Source organism: Rubrivivax gelatinosus (assembly GCF_016583785.1).
GTDB classification, from domain to species: Bacteria; Pseudomonadota; Gammaproteobacteria; order Burkholderiales; family Burkholderiaceae_C; genus Rubrivivax; species Rubrivivax gelatinosus_B.
Map to the genome: position 1 here is coordinate 1 of NZ_NRRU01000098.1, position 17705 is coordinate 17705.

The following is a 17705-nucleotide window of genomic DNA, read 5'->3' on the forward strand; positions in this document are numbered from 1 at the left end:
GTATCGACGTCCAGCCAGGCCAGCAGCCGGCGCAGCGCCCGGCGTGCGGCCCGGGCCGTGCCCGGCGCGACGCTGGCGCGCGACAGCAGCGCCAGCTGGTCGCTGCACAGCTGCCGCGCACGCTCGCGGGCGACGCGTTCGGCGGCCGTGGCCTCGGCCGGCGGCGCGCTGTGCGGCAGCTGCCAGCTCTCCAGCTGCTCCAGCACGCAGCGGAAATGCTCCTGCACGTAGGCCGGCGGCGCGCTGCTCAGCAGCACGATGTCGAGCCCGCACTGGTAGCAGTCCCAGTCGCCCAGCGCCTCGCCGGCGGGCCACGGGCGCTGGCCGGTCACCGCCACCGCCAGCAGACCCGGCGTGGTGCAGGCCAGGCGCCAGGGGTCCTCGCCCTTGAAGAAGCAGCCTTCCTCGGGAACGTAGCGCCAGGCGGTGGTGCCGGGATGGGCGGCCAGCGTCTCGGGGGCCAGCCGGGCCAGCCAGTCGGGCGCTGTCGTGGCCGGGCCCGGCTGCGCGCCAGCTTCGGCGCCGGTCGCGGCGGCAGGTGCGCCGTTCAGCAGCGCGCGCAGCGCCTGCGCGTGTGCCTGGGACCGTTCGTCGGCACCGGCCTCGATGCGCCCGCCCTTCTGGATCTGGTCGATCAGCTGCGAGCTGAAGTCCATCGCGTCGAGCAGGGCGTCGGCCAGTTCGGCGCTGTAGGCCAGTTCCTGGTTGCGCACGCGGTCGAGCAGGTCCTCGCCGGCGTGCACGACACGCTCGAGCTCCTTGAACTCGAACAGCCCGCAATTGCCCTTGAGCGTGTGCACCGAGCGGAACAGGTCGTTCAGCAGGGTCGCGTCCTCGGGTTCGCGTTCGACCTGGAGCAGGCTCTTGCCGATGGCCTCCAGGCACTCGCGCGCCTCGATGACGAACTGGTCCAGCAGTTCGGTCTGGTTCATGCCCTGACTCCTTCGGCCGCCTTCAGCGTGGCCTGGGCGTCGCCCAGCAGCAAGGCAGCGGTCAGCACCAGTTCCGCCGGCCGCGCCGGCTTGACGAGATAGCAGTTGGCGCCGGCGTCGAATGCGCTGCTGGCGTCCTGGCTGCGGGCTTCGGTCGACACCATCATCACCGGGGCCTGGTGGCGGGCGTCGAGCTTGCGCAGTTCGCGCACGAAGCTGTAGCCGTCCATGCGCGGCATGTTGATGTCGACGACGTAGAGGTCGAAGGCGGCGTCGGCGTCCTGGGCGAGCACGCGCTCGAGCGCCTCGACGCCGTTGATCGCCTCGTCGGTCGCCCAGCCCGCGTCGCCGAGCAGCTTGCGGTGGTACATGCGCACGGTGGCGGCGTCGTCGACGACGAGGATGTGCTTGGTGGGGTTCGCCATCTCAGTCTTCCGTGTTGCCGTCGGCGCAGCGGGGGTGGTTCATGTCGGCCTCACTGCGGCTTCTGGTAGACCATGGCGTCGGGGAAGCGGCGCACGGTGTAGAGCGATGACATGCGGCTCATCGACTCCGAATGCCCCAGGCAGATGAAGCCGCCCGGGCTCATCGTGTCGTACAGCGCTTCCGCGGCCACACGGCGCGACAGGTCGTCGAAATAGATCAGCAGGTTGCGGCAGAAGATGATGTCGATGTCGCGGAACTGGCGCGTGTCGGCCGCTTCCGAGAGGTTGACGCGGCTGAACTCCACCGCGCTCACCAGGTCGCGCGAGATCGCCCACTCGTCATGGCCGTGGCGCGTGAAGTACTTCTTCAGGTAGGCCGGCGGCAGGTTCTGCACCGAACGCGGCGAGTACACGCCGCGCCGGGCCGAGGACAGCACCGTGGTGTCGATGTCCGAGGACAGGATCTCGACGTCGAACTGGTCGATCTTGGGCCAGCGTTCGAGCAGGTAGATCGCGATCGAGTACGGCTCTTCGCCGGTCGACGACGGGATCGACCAGATGCGGATGCGCGAGCCCGGCGGCTTGCGTGCGGCCACCTCGTCGAGCAGGTTGTTGACCAGGCAGTCGAACTGGTAGGCCTCGCGGAAGAAGTAGGTCTCGTTGACCGTCATGCAGTTGACGAGCTGCTGCATCTCGGCGCCGTCGGCCTCGAAGCGCAGCGCCACGAAGTAGCTGCGGAAGCTCTCCGCGCCGGTGGCGGCGATGCGGTCGAGCAGGCGCTTGTCGACGAAGTAGCGCTTGCCGTCGTCGAAGTGGATGCCGGTCTTGCGATAGAAGAACTCGGCGAACTTCTGGAAGTCCGCATCGGTGATCGCCGCCGGTGCTGCCAGGGTGCCGCTTTTCATGCCGCCTCGATGCGTTCCAGCGCCAGGCCGGCGCTGAAGTCGATGTAGGCGTCGCCCGCGAAGCGGCGCCGCACCTCGCGCAGAGCCGCCAGGTTCTCGGTGCCGCCGACTTCGCTCAGCACCTCCAGCGCGGCGCCGACGACGTTGACCTCGGGGTCGTGCAGCAGCACCTGGTCGAGCCAGCGCGGCACCTGCGGGTGGCGCAGTTCGCCGAGCAGGTTGACGGTGAAGATGCGCACGTCGCTGTCGGTGTCCTGCAGCAGGCGCTCGATCAGCGGGGCCACCTCGGCGGGCAGGCCCGCCAGCACCTCGATGGCGCCGTTGCGCAGGCCGGGCTCCTCGCTGCGCAGCAGCTGCACCATGGCCTGCACCACCTCGGGCGAGCCCAGGCGCGCGGCGCTGCTGAAGAGCACGGTGCGCACGCTGGCGTCGGTCTCGATCGCCAGGCGGGCGCAGACGGCGGCGGCGGCGGCCGGGTACTGGGCCAGATCGCGCGCAGCCCAGCGCCGCCTGCCGCTGTCGGCGTCGGACAGCTGCGCCACCAGGCCGTCGAGGTCGCGCGGGTACTCGCGCATCTCGATCGGCCGCAGGGCTGCGCTGTCGCCGGGTTTTTTCAGTGCCATGGCTGATCCTGTGTTCTGTTTCGGGTCCTGGCGGCGTCAGCGCGGGGCATTCACTGCAGCCAGATGCGCAGCTGGGCCGCGATGCCGGTGCAGGGCAGCACGATGCTGGCGCCGCGCCGCTCGATCAGTTCGGCCGGCATGCCGAAGACGACTGCGGTGTCGGCCGACTCGGCGATGGTGCGGCCGCCTTCGGCGTGCAGCCGGCCCATCGCGGCGGCACCGTCGTTGCCCATGCCGGTGAGCATCACGCCCACCAGCCGCGCCGCCGGCAGGTGCTGCAGCGCGCTGTTCACCAGCACTTCGACCGAGGGATGCCAGAGCACGCCCGGGCTCTCGGGCCGCGGTGCGGCGTAGAGCGTGCCGCCGCGTTCGGTGACGGTGAGGTCGGTGCCGCCGCGGCCGATGTAGACGGTGCCGGGCTGCAGCGCCATCGGCGAGGCCGCCTCCAGCACCTTGAGCGCGCACAGGCTGTCCATGCGCCGGGCGAAGGTGTCGGTGAAGTTGGCCGGCATGTGCTGTGCCACCAGCACCGGCCACGGGAAGTCGGCCGCGAGCCTGGGCAGGATGTCCTCGAGCGTGCGCGGGCCGCCGGTGGACACGCCGATCAGCACCAGCCCCGGCACGGCGGCCGGTTTCGAGGCGGCCGCTGCCGCTGGTAGCGCCGTGGCGGGTGAGGGCGGCTGTGCCACGGCGCGGCGCGGCGCGGGCAGGCTGCGCTGCGGTGCCACCGAGCCCGCCGCCATGCGCTCGCCCGGCGTGCGGCCACCCAGCCGTGCGCGGCTGGCGCTGCGCACCTTCTCCAGCAGCATCGCCTTGATGTCGTCGACGTGCAGCGAGATCGTGCCGCCGGGCTTGGGAATGAAGTCGACGGCGCCGAGCGCCAGCGCCTCGAAGGTGGCGAGTGCGCCCTTCTCGGTCAGCGAGGACACCATCACCACCGGCGTCGGCCGCGCCGACATGATCAGCGACAGCGCCGTCAGGCCGTCCATCTCCGGCATGTTGATGTCCAGCGTGACGACGTCGGGTTGCCACTGGACGACGACGTCGACGGCCTCGGAGCCGTTGCGCGCGCTCCTGACCTCGTACCCGCCTTCGCAGAGCACGCCCGTCAGCAGCTTGCGCATCAGCGCCGAGTCGTCGACGACCAGTACCTTCTTCATGTCTTGCGCCGTGGGGTCTCGTTCAGGCGGCGCGGGCCAGCGGCTGCGCGCCGGTGTCGAACTGATGCATCTGCTGCATCTCGCCGCCGTGCAGCAGGTGCTGCGCCTCGATCAGCATCACCAGGCGCTTGTCGCCGTCGAGCTTGGCGACGCGGCTGATCAGCCGGCTCTGTTCCTCGGACATCGCCGGCGCCGCGACGACGTGGTCGCGCGGGATGCGCAGCACCTCGGCCACCGAGTCGACGATGAAGCCGGTGCGCATGCCCGCCAGCAGGTAGACCATGATGCGCTGGCGGTCGTTGCGCTCGATGGCGGGCAGGCCCAGGCGGCTGCGCTGGTCGATCACCGGCAGCACCGTGCCGCGCAGGTTGATCACGCCTTCGACGAAGGCCGGCGTGCGCGGCACCCGGGTCAGGGTCTCGGGCAGGCGCACGATCTCCTGCACGCTCATGATCGGCACGCCGAACTCCTCGGCGCCCAGGCGGAAGATCACCACCTGGGTGTCGTCGTCGGTGGCGCTCTCGTCTTCGGCGTTCTCGGTGGCGCGGTCGGCGTTCATGGCAGCCTCCTCGTGGGCAACAGGTCCCGCGTCGCGGGCGGCTTGCAGTGCGACTTCGATGGCCGGCATGCGCAGCAGCTTGTCGGTGGCGATGATCGACACCAGGCGCTTGCCGCCGTCGAGGCGGCAGATCGACGAGAACTCCTCCAACCCGCTGCCGGCGGCCAGCATGCCGGGCATCGGTTCGGCCTGGGAGCGCGGCACGCTCAGCACTTCCTTCACCGAGTCCGTCACCAGGCCGACGTTGAGGCCACCCGGCAGCGAGGTGACGACGATGCGGTGCTGCTCGGCGTAGGGCAGGCGCGGCAGGCCGAACAGCGTGCGCAGGCTCACCAGCGGCAGCAGGCGCTGACGCAGCGACATCACGCCGAGCACGTGCGCCGGGGTGTTGGGCAGCTCGTTGACACGTTCGGGCAGCTGCACGATCTCCTGCACCTCGGCGATGTCGAGCGCGTACTCCTGATCGGCGACCGAGAACGAGACCAGGCGCAGTTCGTCGCTCGCGCCGCCGTCCTCGGCGTCCGGGGTCTGGGCGTCGGCCGCGGCGCGGTTCATGCCGGTGGCGCTGGCACGGTCGGTGCCGACGGCGCCGCCGCCGACATGGCTGAACTGGCCTTCGATCAGGCGCGCGAAGTCGATCGCCAGCAGCATGTCGTGGCCGCCGTCGGCGCGGGCGCGTTTGATCACGCCGGTCAGGTAGTCGGCGTCGACGACGGTCTGGATGCTGTCGGCCGACTCGATCTCGCCGGGCTCGATGGTGACGACGCTGGCGACGCGGTCGACGACGAAGCCCAGCGGCTGGCCCAGGTTGATGACGAGGGCGCGCGTCGCGTCGTCGTGCTCGCGTTCCTCGCAGCCGAAGAGGCGGCGCAGGTTGATGATGGGCAGCACCCGGCCGCGCAGGTTGGCCAGGCCGTCGAGCGTGCGCGGCGCCAGCGGCAGGTGGGCGACTTCGGGCACGCGGATGATCTCCTGCACCGGTGCCATCGGCACCGCGAACAGCTCGCCCGCCACCGCGAAGGTGACGAACTGGTTGGCATGGCCCGCGCCGTCGTCGAACTCGTCGCCGTCGGTCGTGCTCATGCCCGGGGTGGGCGTCAAGGCTGCGTTCATCGCAGACCTCCTGTGGTCGATTCAGGGTTCGGGGCCCAGACGGACCCGCCCCCTCAGGGCGCAGCGCGCGCGCTGCTTCCGGGGGGATGGGCTCAGGCGCTTTGCAGCTCGTCGGCCAGCGAGGCGATCTCCTCGATCGCGGCAGACAGCTCCTCGGCCCCCTGCGACTGCTGCTTGGCCGCGGCAGCCGCCTGCTCGGCGGCTTTCTCGGCCTGGGCCGCGGCGGCCGACACCTGTTCGACGCCCACCTTCACCTGGGCGACGGCGGCGGCGATCTCCTGCGCCGAGGCCACGGCTTCGCGGTTGCCCTTCTGGATCTCGGCGATGTCGCCTTCGATCGTGTTCAGGCCCAGGGTGATGACCTTGGCCTTCTCGACTTCGCTCAGCGCCGAGGCGACGATGGACGTCAGGTCACGGCCGACGAGCCCGATCTGGTCCTGGATCGACTTCACCATGTCCTTGATGCGGTCGGCGTTCTCGGCCGAGTCGTGCGCCAGGTTGCGGATGTCGGTGGCGACGACGACGAAACCCTTGCCGAAGTCGCCGGCCCGCGCCGCTTCGATGCTGCCGTTGACGGCCAGCATGTTGGTCTGCACCGACACCTGCGTGATCGCGTCGACGATCTTGTCGATCTTGCGCGACACCAGCTCCAGGTCCTTGACCTGCTTGATGCTGATCTCGGTGCTGCCGACGTTGGCCGCGATGCCGCTGATCAAGCTGTCGATGTTCTTCTTGTTCTCGGTCATCATCTCGGCGATCGACTCGGTGCGCGCGTCGGCCTGCGTCGCGCGCGTCTCGGCCACCTGCGCGCCCTTCTCGATCTGGGCCACGGCGGCGGCGGATTCGGCGCTGGCGGCGGCCTGGGCCTGCGCGCCTTTGCGGATCTGGTCGAGCGCGACCATGATCTGCGCCGCCGAGCGGTTGATCTCCTGCACCGCACTGGACAGTTCTTCGGCGGAGCTGGCGACTTCCTCGGCGCTCTTGGCGATGTCGGTGGAGTTCTTCAGCTCGTCGGCGATCTCCGACAGGCCGGCCGCGGTCTGCTCGCACTGCGACAGCGCGGTGGTCTGCTCCTCGACGGTCTTGTTCGCTTCCTCGCAGGCCGAGGACTGCTCGGTCGAGGCGGCGGCGATCTGCTCCGAACCCTTGAGCGCCTGCTGTGCCGCGACGTTGCTCTGCGCGGCGGCGGTGGCGATCTCGCCCGCACCGCCGGCGATGGCGGCTGCGTCCTGGCGGATCTGCTCGAGCTGCTTCAGGATCAGCGCGCTCTTCTCGACTTCGGCGCGCACGGCCTGGGCGCCATCGTTGATGCCCTCGGCGATGGTCTTCACCTCGCCCTGGATCTGGCCCACCAGTTCCTGGATCTGCTTGGCGCTCTTCTCCGAGGTCTCGGCGAGTGTGCGCACCTCGTCGGCGACGACGGCGAAGCCCTTGCCGTGTTTGCCGGCACGCGCGGCCTCGATGGCGGCGTTGAGCGCGAGCAGGTTGGTCTGGTCGGCGATGCGCGCCACGGCCTTGACGATCTCGCCGATGTTGGCGGCCTGGCGTTCCAGCTCGGCCACCATCTTCACCGACTCGGCCTGGCGCTGGGCCGCGGTGGTCACGTTGTTGACGGTGGCCTCGACCTGGCCGTTGATCTCGCCGGCCAGGGCCCGCATGCTTTCGGCCTTGCGCTGGGCCTGGCCGACGGCGGCCATCTGGCGCGTGATCGCGGTCGAGACCTGGGTGACGGCGGCCAGCGACTCCTGGGCCGCGCCGGATGCTTCCTCGGCGCCGGCGGCGATCTGCGCGGCGGCGCGCTTGAGTTCCTCGGCGGCCGACGCCGCTTCGTTGATGCCCGCGGACAGTTCGCTGGCGGCCGAGGCCACACGCTCCGAAGCCTGCTGCTGCTTGGCCAGCGTGCGCGCGCGCTTGCGCTGGGCATCGGCGTCGCGGGCGACGTTCTTCGGGATGCTGGCGGAAAAGCCGTGCGCGGCTGCGGGGACTTCCTTGGCCGCGGTGGCCTTGCGGATGAGGGACATGCGAGTGCTCCGGGTGGACGGGTCGTGCTCTGATACCCGCGCGGCACGAAATGCCGGCCGCGATGGCGGTATTGGCGTCAGGCCGAAAACCCGCGGGTTCTGTGAGCGCTCGTCGTCGGAGACTGCTTGTTCCACCGGCTCGCGCTTGGGCTGACCAACAGAATTGATTGGACAGCCGTTGGTGCCGGTTTGGGTGGCAGAAGTGATTCCTTAAAGTGCGGTTTTTGACACTAATGTAATTTTCGCTAGGCGGCCGGCAGCTTGCGCCCCGCCGCGCTCAGAAGCTGCGCCGCCAGTTCAGCGTCAGCGTGCGGCCACGGCCGGCGTAGTAGTCCTCGTCGGTGCCGGCGTAGTGCGATTGGCTGTAGTAGGTGATGTAGCGGCGGTCGAACAGGTTCTCGACGCCGGCGCCGAGTTCGCCCCAGGGCGAGGCCCAGCGCAGCGCCAGGTCGGCCACGGTGTAGCCCTCGAAGTGCTCCTCCAGCGAGGTGCTGCCCGAGAACTTGCCTTCGTTGGCGTCGCGCGAGAACCAGCGCGCGACGTTGAGCTGGGCGCGCCAGGCCGGCGCGAAGGCCCACTGGCCGCCGAGCACCAGCTTGTCCGGCCCCTGCGAGCGTGCGCCCAGGTCCAGGTCCAGCGGCTCGCCGGCCGCGGCGGCGGTGCGGCCGCGCGTGCGGGCGTAGCTCGCGTCCAGGCGTAGCGCCGGCAGCGGCCGCCACTGGCCGGCGAACTCGAAGCCCTTCACCTCGATCGGCACGCGCTGCACGCTGCCGATGCCGTTGGCGACGACGATCTGGCTGCCCAGGTCCGAGCGCGAGCGGTAGAGCGAGGCGCTGAAGTTCGCGCTCGTGCCGCGCCAGCTGACGCCGACTTCGCGGTTGCGCGTGACGACGGGCTGCAGGTCGACGAGCTTGTCGACCGACTGGCCGTCGGTCTTCACCGCGCGCAGGATCAGGCCGGCGTCGGGCGGGCCGAAGCCTTCGTTGTAGGAGGCGAAGGCCGACCAGCCGGTGGCGTCGAAGCGCCAGACGCCGCCCAGGCTCTTGACCAGTTCGTGCGCGTCGCGTTTGCCGCCTTCGACCGCGCGGCTGCCGTAGAAGGCCAGCGTGCGGTAGTCGTCGACCGTCAGCGAGTTGCGTTCGTCGCGCAGGCCGCCGCGCAGCGTCAGGTTGCCGCGCGTGTACTCGAGCTGGGTGAACGGCGCCAGGCTCTCGTAGCGCAGCGGCGGCACCCAGGTGCGGCCGGTCAGCGTCAGGCGCTGCGACGAGGTGTCGTGCAGCAGGTCCAGGCCGGCGGTGAACTCCAGGCCGGCCAGCCCCAGGTCGGGGCGAACCCAGCTCGTGCGCAGGCCCCACTTGTCGGCTTCGATCTGGCTCTGGTCGACGAGCGTGCCCACCGGGGCGATGGCGGCGTCCTGGAAGGTCGAGATGACGCCGCCGCTGTAGCGTGCCTCGAAGTCCTGTTTGAAGAGCTGGGCGCTGGCGTAGCCGCCGCCCAGGTCGGCGTGGCTCCACTCCAGGCTGGCCGAACGCACGCGGTTGCGCGGCGCGTCCCAGGCCAGGCTGCCGTGGCGCGATGTCGTCGGCACGCCGGCATCGCGGTCGCCGGGCACGTCGACCCAGTCGTCGAAGCCGTCGGCCTCGAAGCGGTTGAGCATCAGCTGCAGGCGCTGGGCGCCGAAGTCGCGGCCGATCTTGACGAAGGCGTCGCCGGCGCGGTGCAGCGACTCGGTGGCGAGGGTGCGGCCGGCTCCGTCGATGCCGACGTCCTGGCTGCGCAGGCCGACGTAGGCCAGCAGGTCCCAGCCGTCGAGTTCGGCGCTTCGGTGCTCGACCATGTAGCCGGTCTTCCAGGACTGCGTGTTCGCGTGGCCCTGGGTGCCGTACTTCAGCTCGACCGTCTGGCGCGTGCCGAGTTCGGTGGGCCGGCGTGTGATGGTGTTGATGATGCCGCCGGTGGCGCCCATGCCCTGCACCGCCGAGGCGCCGCTGACGACCTCGATGCGCTCGACGATCATCGGGTCGGCGAAATAGCCTTCACGGCCGCCGAAGCGCAGCGGGTTGGTCTGCGGGATGCCGTCCAGCAGCAGCAACGCGTTGCGCCCGCGCAGGCCTTCGCCGAAGTTCGACAGCTTCTGCCGCGCCGGCGCGTAGCCCGGCACCTGCAAAGCCAGCAGTGCGCTCGGGTCCTCGCTGACCAGGGTCTGGGTCTCGATGTCGCCGCGCGAGATGACGTTGACGGCGCCGGGGATCTTGTCGAGCGCCTTGCTGCCGCGCGTGGCGGTGACGACGACGACTTCGGGCTTGGTTTCGGCGCCGTCTTCGGCGTGGGCCGCGGGCACCAGCAGGGCGGCCGCGACCGCGTTCAGGCAATGGCGGGGCAGGGCGCGACGCAGCGGTCGCGCAGACGAGGGTCGGCGCATGGGGTGATGGCGGGCCGCCTGCCCGGGCCTGCGGGCGAGTGCTGGGTTCCGCTTTTATTGCGAATGAGTTGCAATAACGATATCACCCGATGTGACCTTCATCAAGCGCGAGCCGGCTCAGGCCGCGGCGGGCGCCGCGGCCCGCCGCTTGGCCAGCGCCAGCGCCGCCACCGACACCGCGGTGCCGGCCAGCAGCGCGACGAAGAAGGCGCCGAGGTGGGTCACCGCGTTCGGGATCGGCAGCACGAAGACGCCGCCGTGCGGCACCTTCAGCTGCACCCCCATGGCCAGGCAGATCGCGCCAGCCACCGCCGAGCCCGCGACCAGCGACGGGATCACACGCAGCGGGTCGCGCGCGGCGAAGGGGATCGCGCCTTCGGTGACGAAGGCCAGCCCGAGCACGAAAGCGGCGTTGCCGGCTTCGCGTTCTTCCGGCGTGAAACGCGAGGGCAGCAGCTTGCACGCGACGGCCAGCGCCAGCGGCGGCGTCATGCCGGCGCACATCACCGCGGCCATCGGCTCGGTGACGTTGGCCGCGATCAGCGTCGTGCCGAAGACATAGGCCGCCTTGTTGATCGGCCCGCCCATGTCGACGGCCATCATGCCGCCCAGCAGCAGCCCCAGCACCACCGCCGACGCGCCCTGCATGCCCTGCAGCCAGGCTGTCAGCGCCGCCAGCAGCGTGGCCGCCGGCGCGCCGACGACGTAGTACATCAGCAGCCCGGTCAGCGCCGTTGCCAGCAGCGGCAGGATCAGCACGGGTTTCAGGCCTTCGAGCGTGCGCGGCAGCCGGATCCAGCGGTTGAGCAGCAGCGCGCCGTAGCCGGCGATGAAGCCGGCGACGATGCCACCCAGGAAGCCGGCGCCGATGGCCCCGGCGATGACGCCGCCGGTCATGCCCGGCGCGATGCCGGGCCGGTCGGCGATCGAGTAGGCGATGTAGCCGGCGAGTGCCGGCACCATCAGCGTGAACGCACCCTTGGCGCCGATCTGGAACAGCGTCCAGCCCAGCGTGCCCTTGTGCACGTCCTCGTAGACGTAGATGCCGCCGAGCGCGAACGCGATCGCGATCAGCAGCCCGCCGGCGACGACGAAGGGCAGCATGAAGGACACGCCGGTCATCAGGTGCTTGTAGACGCCGGTGCGGGCCGCGGGCGCCGCCGGGGCGCCGGCCGCGGCGGCCTCGCCACCCTGCACCCGGGCTTCGGCCAGCGCACGCCGGATCAGCCCGGCGCCGTCGCCGATCGCCGCCTTGGTCGGCGACTGGAAGACCTTCTTGCCGGCGAAACGCGACAGCTCCACCTGCTTGTCGGCCGCGATCAGCACCAGGTCGGCGGCGGCGATCTCGGCCGGCGTCAGCGCGTCCTGGGCACCGACCGAGCCCTGGGTCTCGACGCGTATCGAGTGGCCCAGCGCCTGCGCGCCCTGCTGCAGCCCTTCGGCGGCCATGAAGGTGTGGGCGATGCCCGTCGGGCAGGAGGTGACGGCGACGATCTTCAGCGTCGCCGGCGCCGGCGCTGCGGCCGGTGCCTCGGCCGCCAACTGCAGCAGCAGCGAGCGGGCGTCGTGCAGCACGTCGGCGACGCTGGCCTTGTGCTGGCGCAGGTGTTCGAAACGCGGCTCGGCGGCGGCGCTGCCGACCAGCAGCACGACGTCGGCCGCGGCCAGCGTCTGCGGCTCCAGCGCATCGAGCACACCGTCCGGCCTCTGCACCTCGATCGTGATCGGCAGCTGCAGTGCCCGGGCCGCCCGCTTCAGCGCCTCGCGCGCCAGGACCGCATGGGTGCCGAGTTCACCGGCGCCGACGACGGCAACGATCTGAGTCATCTCTTCTCCTCGTCTGGCCCCGGCTGCCGTCTGCCCGGGCCGTGCCGCCTTGCCGGCGGCGGGTTCAGCGGCCGGCCACCCAGTCGGCCAGCGGCAGCAGCCGCACCTGCGCGGCCAGCGCCCGCACCTCCGCCGGCGGCGGCAGGTGCGGCCCGGCGTGGCGCAGCTTGCCGGCGGCGAACGCGGTGGCCTGGCGCGCCAGCGCCTGCAGCTCCAGCCCTTCGGCCAGTGCCGCGGTGATGCCGGCGACCATCGCGTCGCCGGCGCCGACGGTGCTGCCGTGGGCCAGCGCGGGCGGCGCCGCCAGCACGCCGCCATCCGCGCCGACGAAGGCCGCGCCCTCGGTGCCCAGCGAGACGACGACGAGCGCGATGCCGCGCGCCACCAGCTCCTGCGCGGCGGCGAGCAGCGCCGAGCGCTCGGCCAGCGGCCGGCCGGCCCAGGCCTCGAGTTCGGCACGGTTGGGTTTGACCGCCAGCGGCAGCGCGCCAGCCGGCGCCGCCAGCGCCGCCGCGAGTGCCGGCCCGCTCAGGTCGAGCACGACGCGGGCGCCACGTGCCGCCAGCGCCGCCGCCAGGCGCGCGCTGGTGTCGGCGCCCAGACCCGCGGCCTGGCTGCCCGAGATCACCACCATCTCGCCGGCGGCGACCTCGGCCAGGCTGTCGGCCACCGCCGCGGCGTCCAGCGCTCCGGCTTCGAAACCCGGCAGGTTGACGTCGGTCGTGCGACCGCCGGCCTCCAGCAGCTTGATGTTGGTGCGCGTCGCGCCGGGCACGCGGCGCATGTGGTCGGCGATGCCCTTGGCGGCGAAGAGCTGCTCGAAGATCGTGGCGTTCTCGCGCCCCAGCAGCCCGTGCGCCGCCACCGCCAGCCCCCAGTCGGCGAGGCAGGACGCGACATTGATGCCTTTGCCGCCCGGGTCCTGGCGCACGCCGTCGGCGCGCAGCACTTCGCCCGGCTGCAGCCGCTGCAGGCTGACGGTCTGGTCGACCGCCGGGTTGAAGGTGACGCAGCGGATCATGCCGTGGCCTCCGCCGCGACCGCGGCCAGCGCACGCACCGCGGCGGCGTCGGGTGCGGCCAGCGCACGTGCGGCCAGCGCCTGCAACGCCGTCAGTTCCGACTGCCGCAGCCGCTCCTTCACAGCCGGGATGTCGCGCGGCGTCATCGAGAGTTCGTCGACACCCAGCCCGGCCAGCAGCGCCGCGCCGTGCGGGTCGCCGGCGATGCCGCCGCAGACGCCGACCCAGCGGCCGTGCGCGTGTGCGCCGGCGACGGTGGCAGCGATCAGCTTGAGCACCGCCGGATGCAGGCTGTCGGCCTCGGGCGCCAGCACCGGGTTCTGGCGGTCTATCGCCAGCGTGTACTGCGTCAGGTCGTTGGTGCCGATGGAGAAGAAGTCGGCGTCGCGCGCCAGCTCGTCGGCCATCAGCGCCGCCGACGGCACTTCGATCATGATGCCCAGCGGGATCTCGGGTGCGCCGAGCTCGGCGCGGATGCGGCCGCAGGTCTCGCGCAGCGCGAGCAGTTCGGCCGCCGAGGTGATCATCGGGAACATCACCGAGATCGCCGCGGCGCCGTCGCGTGCGGTGCGGTAGAGCGCACGCAGCTGCGGCACCAGCAGCTCGGGGCGGCGCAGCAGCAGGCGTGAGCCGCGCACGCCCAGGAACGGGTTCTCCTCGCGCGGCAGGTCGAGGTAGGCGACCTGCTTGTCGCCGCCGATGTCCAGCGTGCGGATCACCAGCGGCCGGCCTTCCAGCGCCTCGGCCATCGCGCGGTAGGCCCGGTACTGGTCTTCCTCCGACGGGCTGTCGCCGCGTTCCAGGAACAGGAACTCGGTGCGCATCAGGCCCACGCCTTCGGCGCCCTGCGACAGCGCGAACGCGGCCTGTTCGGCGAGGTTGATGTTGGCGCCGATCGCGACGGCGTGGCCGTCGCGTGTGAGCGCCGGCAGCGCACGCGCTTGCGCCGCACGTTCGCGCCGGGCGGCTTCGGCGGCGATCCAGGCGCGCGCCGATTCCAGGTCGGCGGCTGAGGGCTGCAGATAGAGCCGGCCGGCGCTGCCGTCGACGATGGCTTCGTCGCCGTCGGCCAGCCGCGCCAAAGCCGCACCGGCACCGACCACCGCCGGCAGCCCCAGCGTGCGCGCCAGGATCGCGGTGTGCGAGGTCGGCCCGCCGAGCGCCGTCACCAGGCCGGCGACCCGCTCGGCGTCCAGGCCGGCGGTGTCGGTCGGCGTCAGGTCCTCGGCGACGAGGATGCTGCCGGCCGGCAGCTCGTTTGTCGTCGGGGCTGCCAGCGCCGGATCGATTTGCGCCAGCACACGCTGGCCGACGTCGCGCAGGTCGGTCGCACGCCCGGCGAGCACGGCGTTGCCCAGCGCCGCCAGACTGCCGGCGGTCGCCTCGACCGCCTGGTGCCAGGACCAGGCCAGGCCGTGGCCTTCGACCAGGTGCTGCGAGGCCAGCGTGATCAGCGCCGGGTCGTTCAGCAGCTCGGCCTGGGCGCGGAAGATCCCGGCGTCGGCGGCGCCCAGGCGCCGGCCGGTGGCGTCGGCGAGCGCACGCAGTTCGTTGCGGGCGCGGGTCAGCGCGTCGTGCAGCTGGTCGGCGGCGGCGACGAGTTCGATCGGCTCGTCGGCGATCTCCAGTGGCCCGGCCTGCAGCCGGTGCAGCCGGCCGATCGCGAGCCCCGGCGAAGCCGAAACGCCGTCCACGCTCTGCATCGTGCCCGGCGGCTGCCAGACGCCGGCACGCGCGGCGGCACGGCGTTTGTCCTCGGCCTTCTGCGCGTCGGCCTTCTCGCGGCTGCTGAGGCCGGTGAGCACGATGCGCAGCGTCGCCAGCGCATCGGCGGCGTCGCTGCCCTCGGCCGAGACCGTGAGCAGGTCGCCGGCTTTGAGCCCCAGCTGCAGCAGCGAGATCATGTTGCGGGCGTCGGCGGCTTCGTCGCCATGGCGCACGCGGATGCGCGCGGCGAAGCGGCGCGCGGTCGCGGCCCATTCGGTGGCCGGGCGCGCGTGCAGGCCGCTGGGGTAGTCGAGCACCCAGTCGAAACGCTGCGCCAGGTCTTCGGCCGGGGCCTCGGCCGCTTGCGGCGCGGCGTCGATGCCGGCCAGGGCCTGGATCAGCTCGCCGGCGTCGTCGGTGCGGCCTAGCGCGGCGATCCGGGCCTCGTCGGCCATCAGCCGCGTCAGCCGGCGCAGGATGCCGATGTGGGCGTCGGAGCGCGCGGCGATGGCGACGACCAGCTGCGCGCGCTGGCCTTCGTTCCACTCGACGCCGCCGCGCACCTGCAGCACGGCGATGCCGTCGCGCTGGATCAGCTCGCGCTCGTCGACCATGCCGTGCGGGATCGCGATGCCCTTGCCCAGGTAGGTGTTCGAGGCCTGCTCGCGGCGCAGCATGCTGGCCTCGAAAGCCGGGCGCACGCAGCCGGCGGCGGTGAGCAGCGCGGTGGCCTGGCGGATCGCGTCGGCCTTGTCGACGACGCCGGCATCGAGGCGTATGAGTTCGCGGGGCAGCAGGCCCGGCTCGGTAAAGGTGGACACGTTCGCCTCCTGATCGTGCTCGGGCGAGACGGTAATCGATTGTCGGTATCGGCGTGTGCTCCCGAGTATTCGGCCCGGCCCGCATCGCCGTCCGGTTCGTGGGTGAACGTGCCGGTTTGGAGCGCTGCCGGCCCCGAACCAGAATCGCCCGGATGTCGTCGACATCGCGGCCGGTCCGTCCCCGGCCGGGCAAACCGACAAGGAGAGAGAACATGTCCGTGCAAGGCAAGAAGATCCTGGTCACCGGCGCTGCCCAAGGCATAGGCCGCGGCATCGCGCTGCGGCTGGCGCGCGACGGCGCCGACATCGCGCTGGTCGACGTCAAGGCCGACAAGCTGGCGGCGGTGCAGGCCGAGGTCCAGGCGCTGGGCCGAAAGGCCGCCACCTTCGTCGCCGACGTCAGCCAGCGCGACGCGGTCTACGCCGCCGTCGACCATGCCGAACAGGCTCTGGGCGGCTTCGACGTCATCGTCAACAACGCCGGCATCGCCCAGGTCAAGCCGCTGTCCGAGGTGCTGCCGCAGGACCTGGACCGCATCTTCGGCATCAACGTCAACGGCGTCGTCTGGGGCATCCAGGCGGCAGCGGCCAAGTTCAAGGCGCGCCAGCAGAAAGGCAAGATCATCAACGCCTCGTCGATCGCCGGCCACGACGGCTTCGCGATGCTGGGCGTGTATTCGGCGACCAAGTTCGCGGTGCGCGCGCTGACCCAGGCCGCGGCCAAGGAATACGCCGCCGACGGCATCACCGTCAACGCCTACTGCCCGGGCATCGTCGGTACCGACATGTGGGTGGAGATCGACGAACGTTTCGCCGAACTCACCGGCGCTCCCAAGGGTGCGACCTACAAGAAGTACGTCGAGGGCATCGCGCTAGGCCGCGCCCAGACGCCCGAGGACGTGGCCGCGCTCGTCGCCTTCCTGGCCAGCAGCGACGCCGACTACATCACTGGCCAGGCCATCCTGACCGACGGCGGCATCGTCTACCGCTGAACGCGGCGGCTTCGGCGCTCAGCCGCCGAAGCCGTGCTGCTTGCCCTTGAGCAGCTCGATGTCGATGCGCAGCACCGCCGTCATCGACAGGTTGGCCTCGGGGTAGTCGAAGCGGCGCGACGTGAGGTTGGCGACGATCAGGTCGAGCGCACGCACGCGGTCGCCCGGGTCCTGCAGAAACACGGCGCGGCCGTGGCCGATGACGGTGCGGTGGCGGGCCTCGAAGTCGCAGGCCTTGTCGTCCTCGATGACGCCGTGATCGACGCCGATCTCGAAGCAGATCGCCGGGTTGCGCTGCAGGATCTCGATCTTCGAGCCCTTGAGCGCCGAGTGGAAGTACAGCGCCGTGCCGTCGTAGCCGTAGAACACCGGCACCAGGAAGGGCCGGTCGCCGTCGACGAGCGCGATGCGCATCACGCGTGCGCTGCGGATGACGGCGTCGATCTCGGCGCGTTCGGTGATCTCGCGCTGGCTGCGGCGCATCCGGTCGCGCAGCGGGGTCGTGGTGCTCATCGGGTCGGGTTCCAGAAGGTTGTTCAGCAGTGGCAGCCGCCGCTGGCGACGCTGACACGCAGCGTGCGCAGGCCGTGCGGCACGGGGTAGGAGGCGGGGTGGGCCGGGACACTGCGCAGGCGCTCGACCCAGGCCGGCGGCAGCGCGTGTGCCGCGGCACCGGTGGCGATGCGCTCCAGGTACTCGCGGCTGGGCGTGCGCGCCGGGCCCAGCGCCGCCATCTGGTAGATCAGCGCCGGCTGGAGTGCACCGGCGCTGTCCTCGACCTCGGCTGGGCAGTGGAAGTGGCTGCCGCTGCCGTCCTCGCGCACGTTCATCGTGTCGTCCAGGCCCGCGGCCTCGTCGCTGCGCAGCGCCAGCAGCAGCCCCCAGACCTCGCGCCCCGGGGCTTCGAAGACCGCTTCCTCGGCGCCGTCCCAGCGCGCCGAATGGCCGAAGAAGCCGAGATCGTGGTCGGGCAGCCGGGCCGTCCCGACGACGCGCCCCTTGGCGCCGCAGCGCGCACGCAGGCGGTCGTCGAGCTGCCAGCCGTAGACGAAGACGAGACCGGGCACACGGGTGAACTTCGGCTGTTTCATGGTCGCAGCACCGCGTCGTCGATGTCGGGGGCCGGCAGGGCCGGGCGCGGCGCGCGCGCGTCGCGCCCGGCCCTGCCGGCCCCCGA

14 protein-coding genes are annotated in these 17705 nt (G+C 71.6%); 1 reads left to right on the forward strand and 13 read right to left on the reverse strand.

Annotation, left to right across the window (positions count from 1 at the left end):
- The 11 genes from CKO43_RS20580 to ptsP all read right to left on the reverse strand — a co-directional run.
- On the reverse strand, positions 1-932 hold a 932-nt coding region (locus CKO43_RS20580), incomplete at its 3' end, for an Hpt domain-containing protein (protein ID WP_200379788.1).
- Positions 929-1357 carry a response regulator gene (locus CKO43_RS20585; protein WP_200229208.1) on the reverse strand — a complete coding sequence of 143 codons (429 nt, stop codon included), beginning with the start codon at positions 1355-1357 and terminating at the stop codon, positions 929-931. The genes CKO43_RS20585 and CKO43_RS20580, both read right to left, overlap by 4 nt.
- Positions 1358-1407: 50 nt before the next feature.
- On the reverse strand, positions 1408-2262 hold the full coding sequence (locus tag CKO43_RS20590; protein ID WP_200229206.1) for a CheR family methyltransferase: 855 nt from the start codon (positions 2260-2262) through the stop codon (positions 1408-1410).
- Positions 2259-2885: a HEAT repeat domain-containing protein gene (locus tag CKO43_RS20595; protein ID WP_200229205.1), complete on the reverse strand. Its 627-nt coding sequence runs from the start codon at positions 2883-2885 to the stop codon at positions 2259-2261. The genes CKO43_RS20590 and CKO43_RS20595 overlap by 4 nt, the downstream gene beginning before the upstream one ends.
- Positions 2886-2935: 50 nt before the next feature.
- Positions 2936-4045, reverse strand: coding sequence for a chemotaxis-specific protein-glutamate methyltransferase CheB (cheB, locus tag CKO43_RS20600; protein ID WP_200379789.1), 1110 nt, complete (start codon positions 4043-4045; stop codon positions 2936-2938).
- Between the two features lie 22 nt (positions 4046-4067).
- Positions 4068-5717 carry a chemotaxis protein CheW gene (locus CKO43_RS20605; RefSeq protein WP_242477969.1) on the reverse strand — a complete coding sequence of 550 codons (1650 nt, stop codon included), beginning with the start codon at positions 5715-5717 and terminating at the stop codon, positions 4068-4070.
- 92 nt (positions 5718-5809) lie between these two features.
- On the reverse strand, positions 5810-7738 hold the full coding sequence (locus tag CKO43_RS20610; RefSeq protein ID WP_200379790.1) for a methyl-accepting chemotaxis protein: 1929 nt from the start codon (positions 7736-7738) through the stop codon (positions 5810-5812).
- 277 nt (positions 7739-8015) lie between these two features.
- A complete protein-coding gene (locus tag CKO43_RS20615) occupies positions 8016-10079 on the reverse strand; it encodes a TonB-dependent receptor (protein WP_346728334.1) in 2064 nt (687 codons plus the stop codon).
- 198 nt (positions 10080-10277) lie between these two features.
- Positions 10278-11987 (reverse strand): PTS fructose transporter subunit IIC, encoded by a 1710-nt coding sequence (locus CKO43_RS20620; RefSeq protein WP_200379791.1) that lies wholly within the window; start codon positions 11985-11987, stop codon positions 10278-10280.
- 64 nt (positions 11988-12051) lie between these two features.
- The gene (locus tag CKO43_RS20625) at positions 12052-13008 is read right to left on the reverse strand and encodes a 1-phosphofructokinase family hexose kinase (protein ID WP_200379792.1); all 957 of its coding nucleotides are present in this window, start codon (positions 13006-13008) and stop codon (positions 12052-12054) included.
- Positions 13005-15536, reverse strand: coding sequence for a phosphoenolpyruvate--protein phosphotransferase (gene ptsP / locus CKO43_RS20630; RefSeq protein WP_200379793.1), 2532 nt, complete (start codon positions 15534-15536; stop codon positions 13005-13007). Before ptsP ends, CKO43_RS20625 begins: the two co-directional genes overlap by 4 nt.
- Before the next feature lie 212 nt (positions 15537-15748).
- On the opposite strand from ptsP, the gene CKO43_RS20635 reads away from it, so the two are divergent.
- Entirely contained in the window at positions 15749-16528 is a 780-nt protein-coding gene (locus CKO43_RS20635; protein ID WP_200379794.1) for an acetoin reductase, read from the forward strand.
- 18 nt (positions 16529-16546) lie between these two features.
- On the opposite strand, the gene CKO43_RS20640 is transcribed toward CKO43_RS20635, so the two are convergent.
- Positions 16547-17041, reverse strand: coding sequence for a pyridoxamine 5'-phosphate oxidase family protein (locus CKO43_RS20640; RefSeq protein ID WP_200379795.1), 495 nt, complete (start codon positions 17039-17041; stop codon positions 16547-16549).
- Positions 17042-17064: 23 nt separating this feature from the next.
- A complete protein-coding gene (locus CKO43_RS20645; protein WP_200379796.1) occupies positions 17065-17619 on the reverse strand; it encodes a gamma-glutamylcyclotransferase family protein in 555 nt (184 codons plus the stop codon).
- Positions 17620-17705 lie beyond the last annotated feature (86 nt).

Coding starts and splice junctions, on each gene's coding strand:
- CKO43_RS20585 (WP_200229208.1), bottom strand. CDS start 1,357: ATGGCGAACCCCACCAAGCACATCCTCGTCGTCGACGACGCCGCCACC.
- CKO43_RS20590 (WP_200229206.1), bottom strand. CDS start 2,262: ATGAAAAGCGGCACCCTGGCAGCACCGGCGGCGATCACCGATGCGGAC.
- CKO43_RS20595 (WP_200229205.1), bottom strand. CDS start 2,885: ATGGCACTGAAAAAACCCGGCGACAGCGCAGCCCTGCGGCCGATCGAG.
- cheB (WP_200379789.1), bottom strand. CDS start 4,045: ATGAAGAAGGTACTGGTCGTCGACGACTCGGCGCTGATGCGCAAGCTG.
- CKO43_RS20605 (WP_242477969.1), bottom strand. CDS start 5,717: ATGAACGCAGCCTTGACGCCCACCCCGGGCATGAGCACGACCGACGGC.
- CKO43_RS20610 (WP_200379790.1), bottom strand. CDS start 7,738: ATGTCCCTCATCCGCAAGGCCACCGCGGCCAAGGAAGTCCCCGCAGCC.
- CKO43_RS20620 (WP_200379791.1), bottom strand. CDS start 11,987: ATGACTCAGATCGTTGCCGTCGTCGGCGCCGGTGAACTCGGCACCCAT.
- CKO43_RS20625 (WP_200379792.1), bottom strand. CDS start 13,008: ATGATCCGCTGCGTCACCTTCAACCCGGCGGTCGACCAGACCGTCAGC.
- CKO43_RS20635 (WP_200379794.1), top strand. CDS start 15,749: ATGTCCGTGCAAGGCAAGAAGATCCTGGTCACCGGCGCTGCCCAAGGC.
- CKO43_RS20640 (WP_200379795.1), bottom strand. CDS start 17,041: ATGAGCACCACGACCCCGCTGCGCGACCGGATGCGCCGCAGCCAGCGC.
- CKO43_RS20645 (WP_200379796.1), bottom strand. CDS start 17,619: ATGAAACAGCCGAAGTTCACCCGTGTGCCCGGTCTCGTCTTCGTCTAC.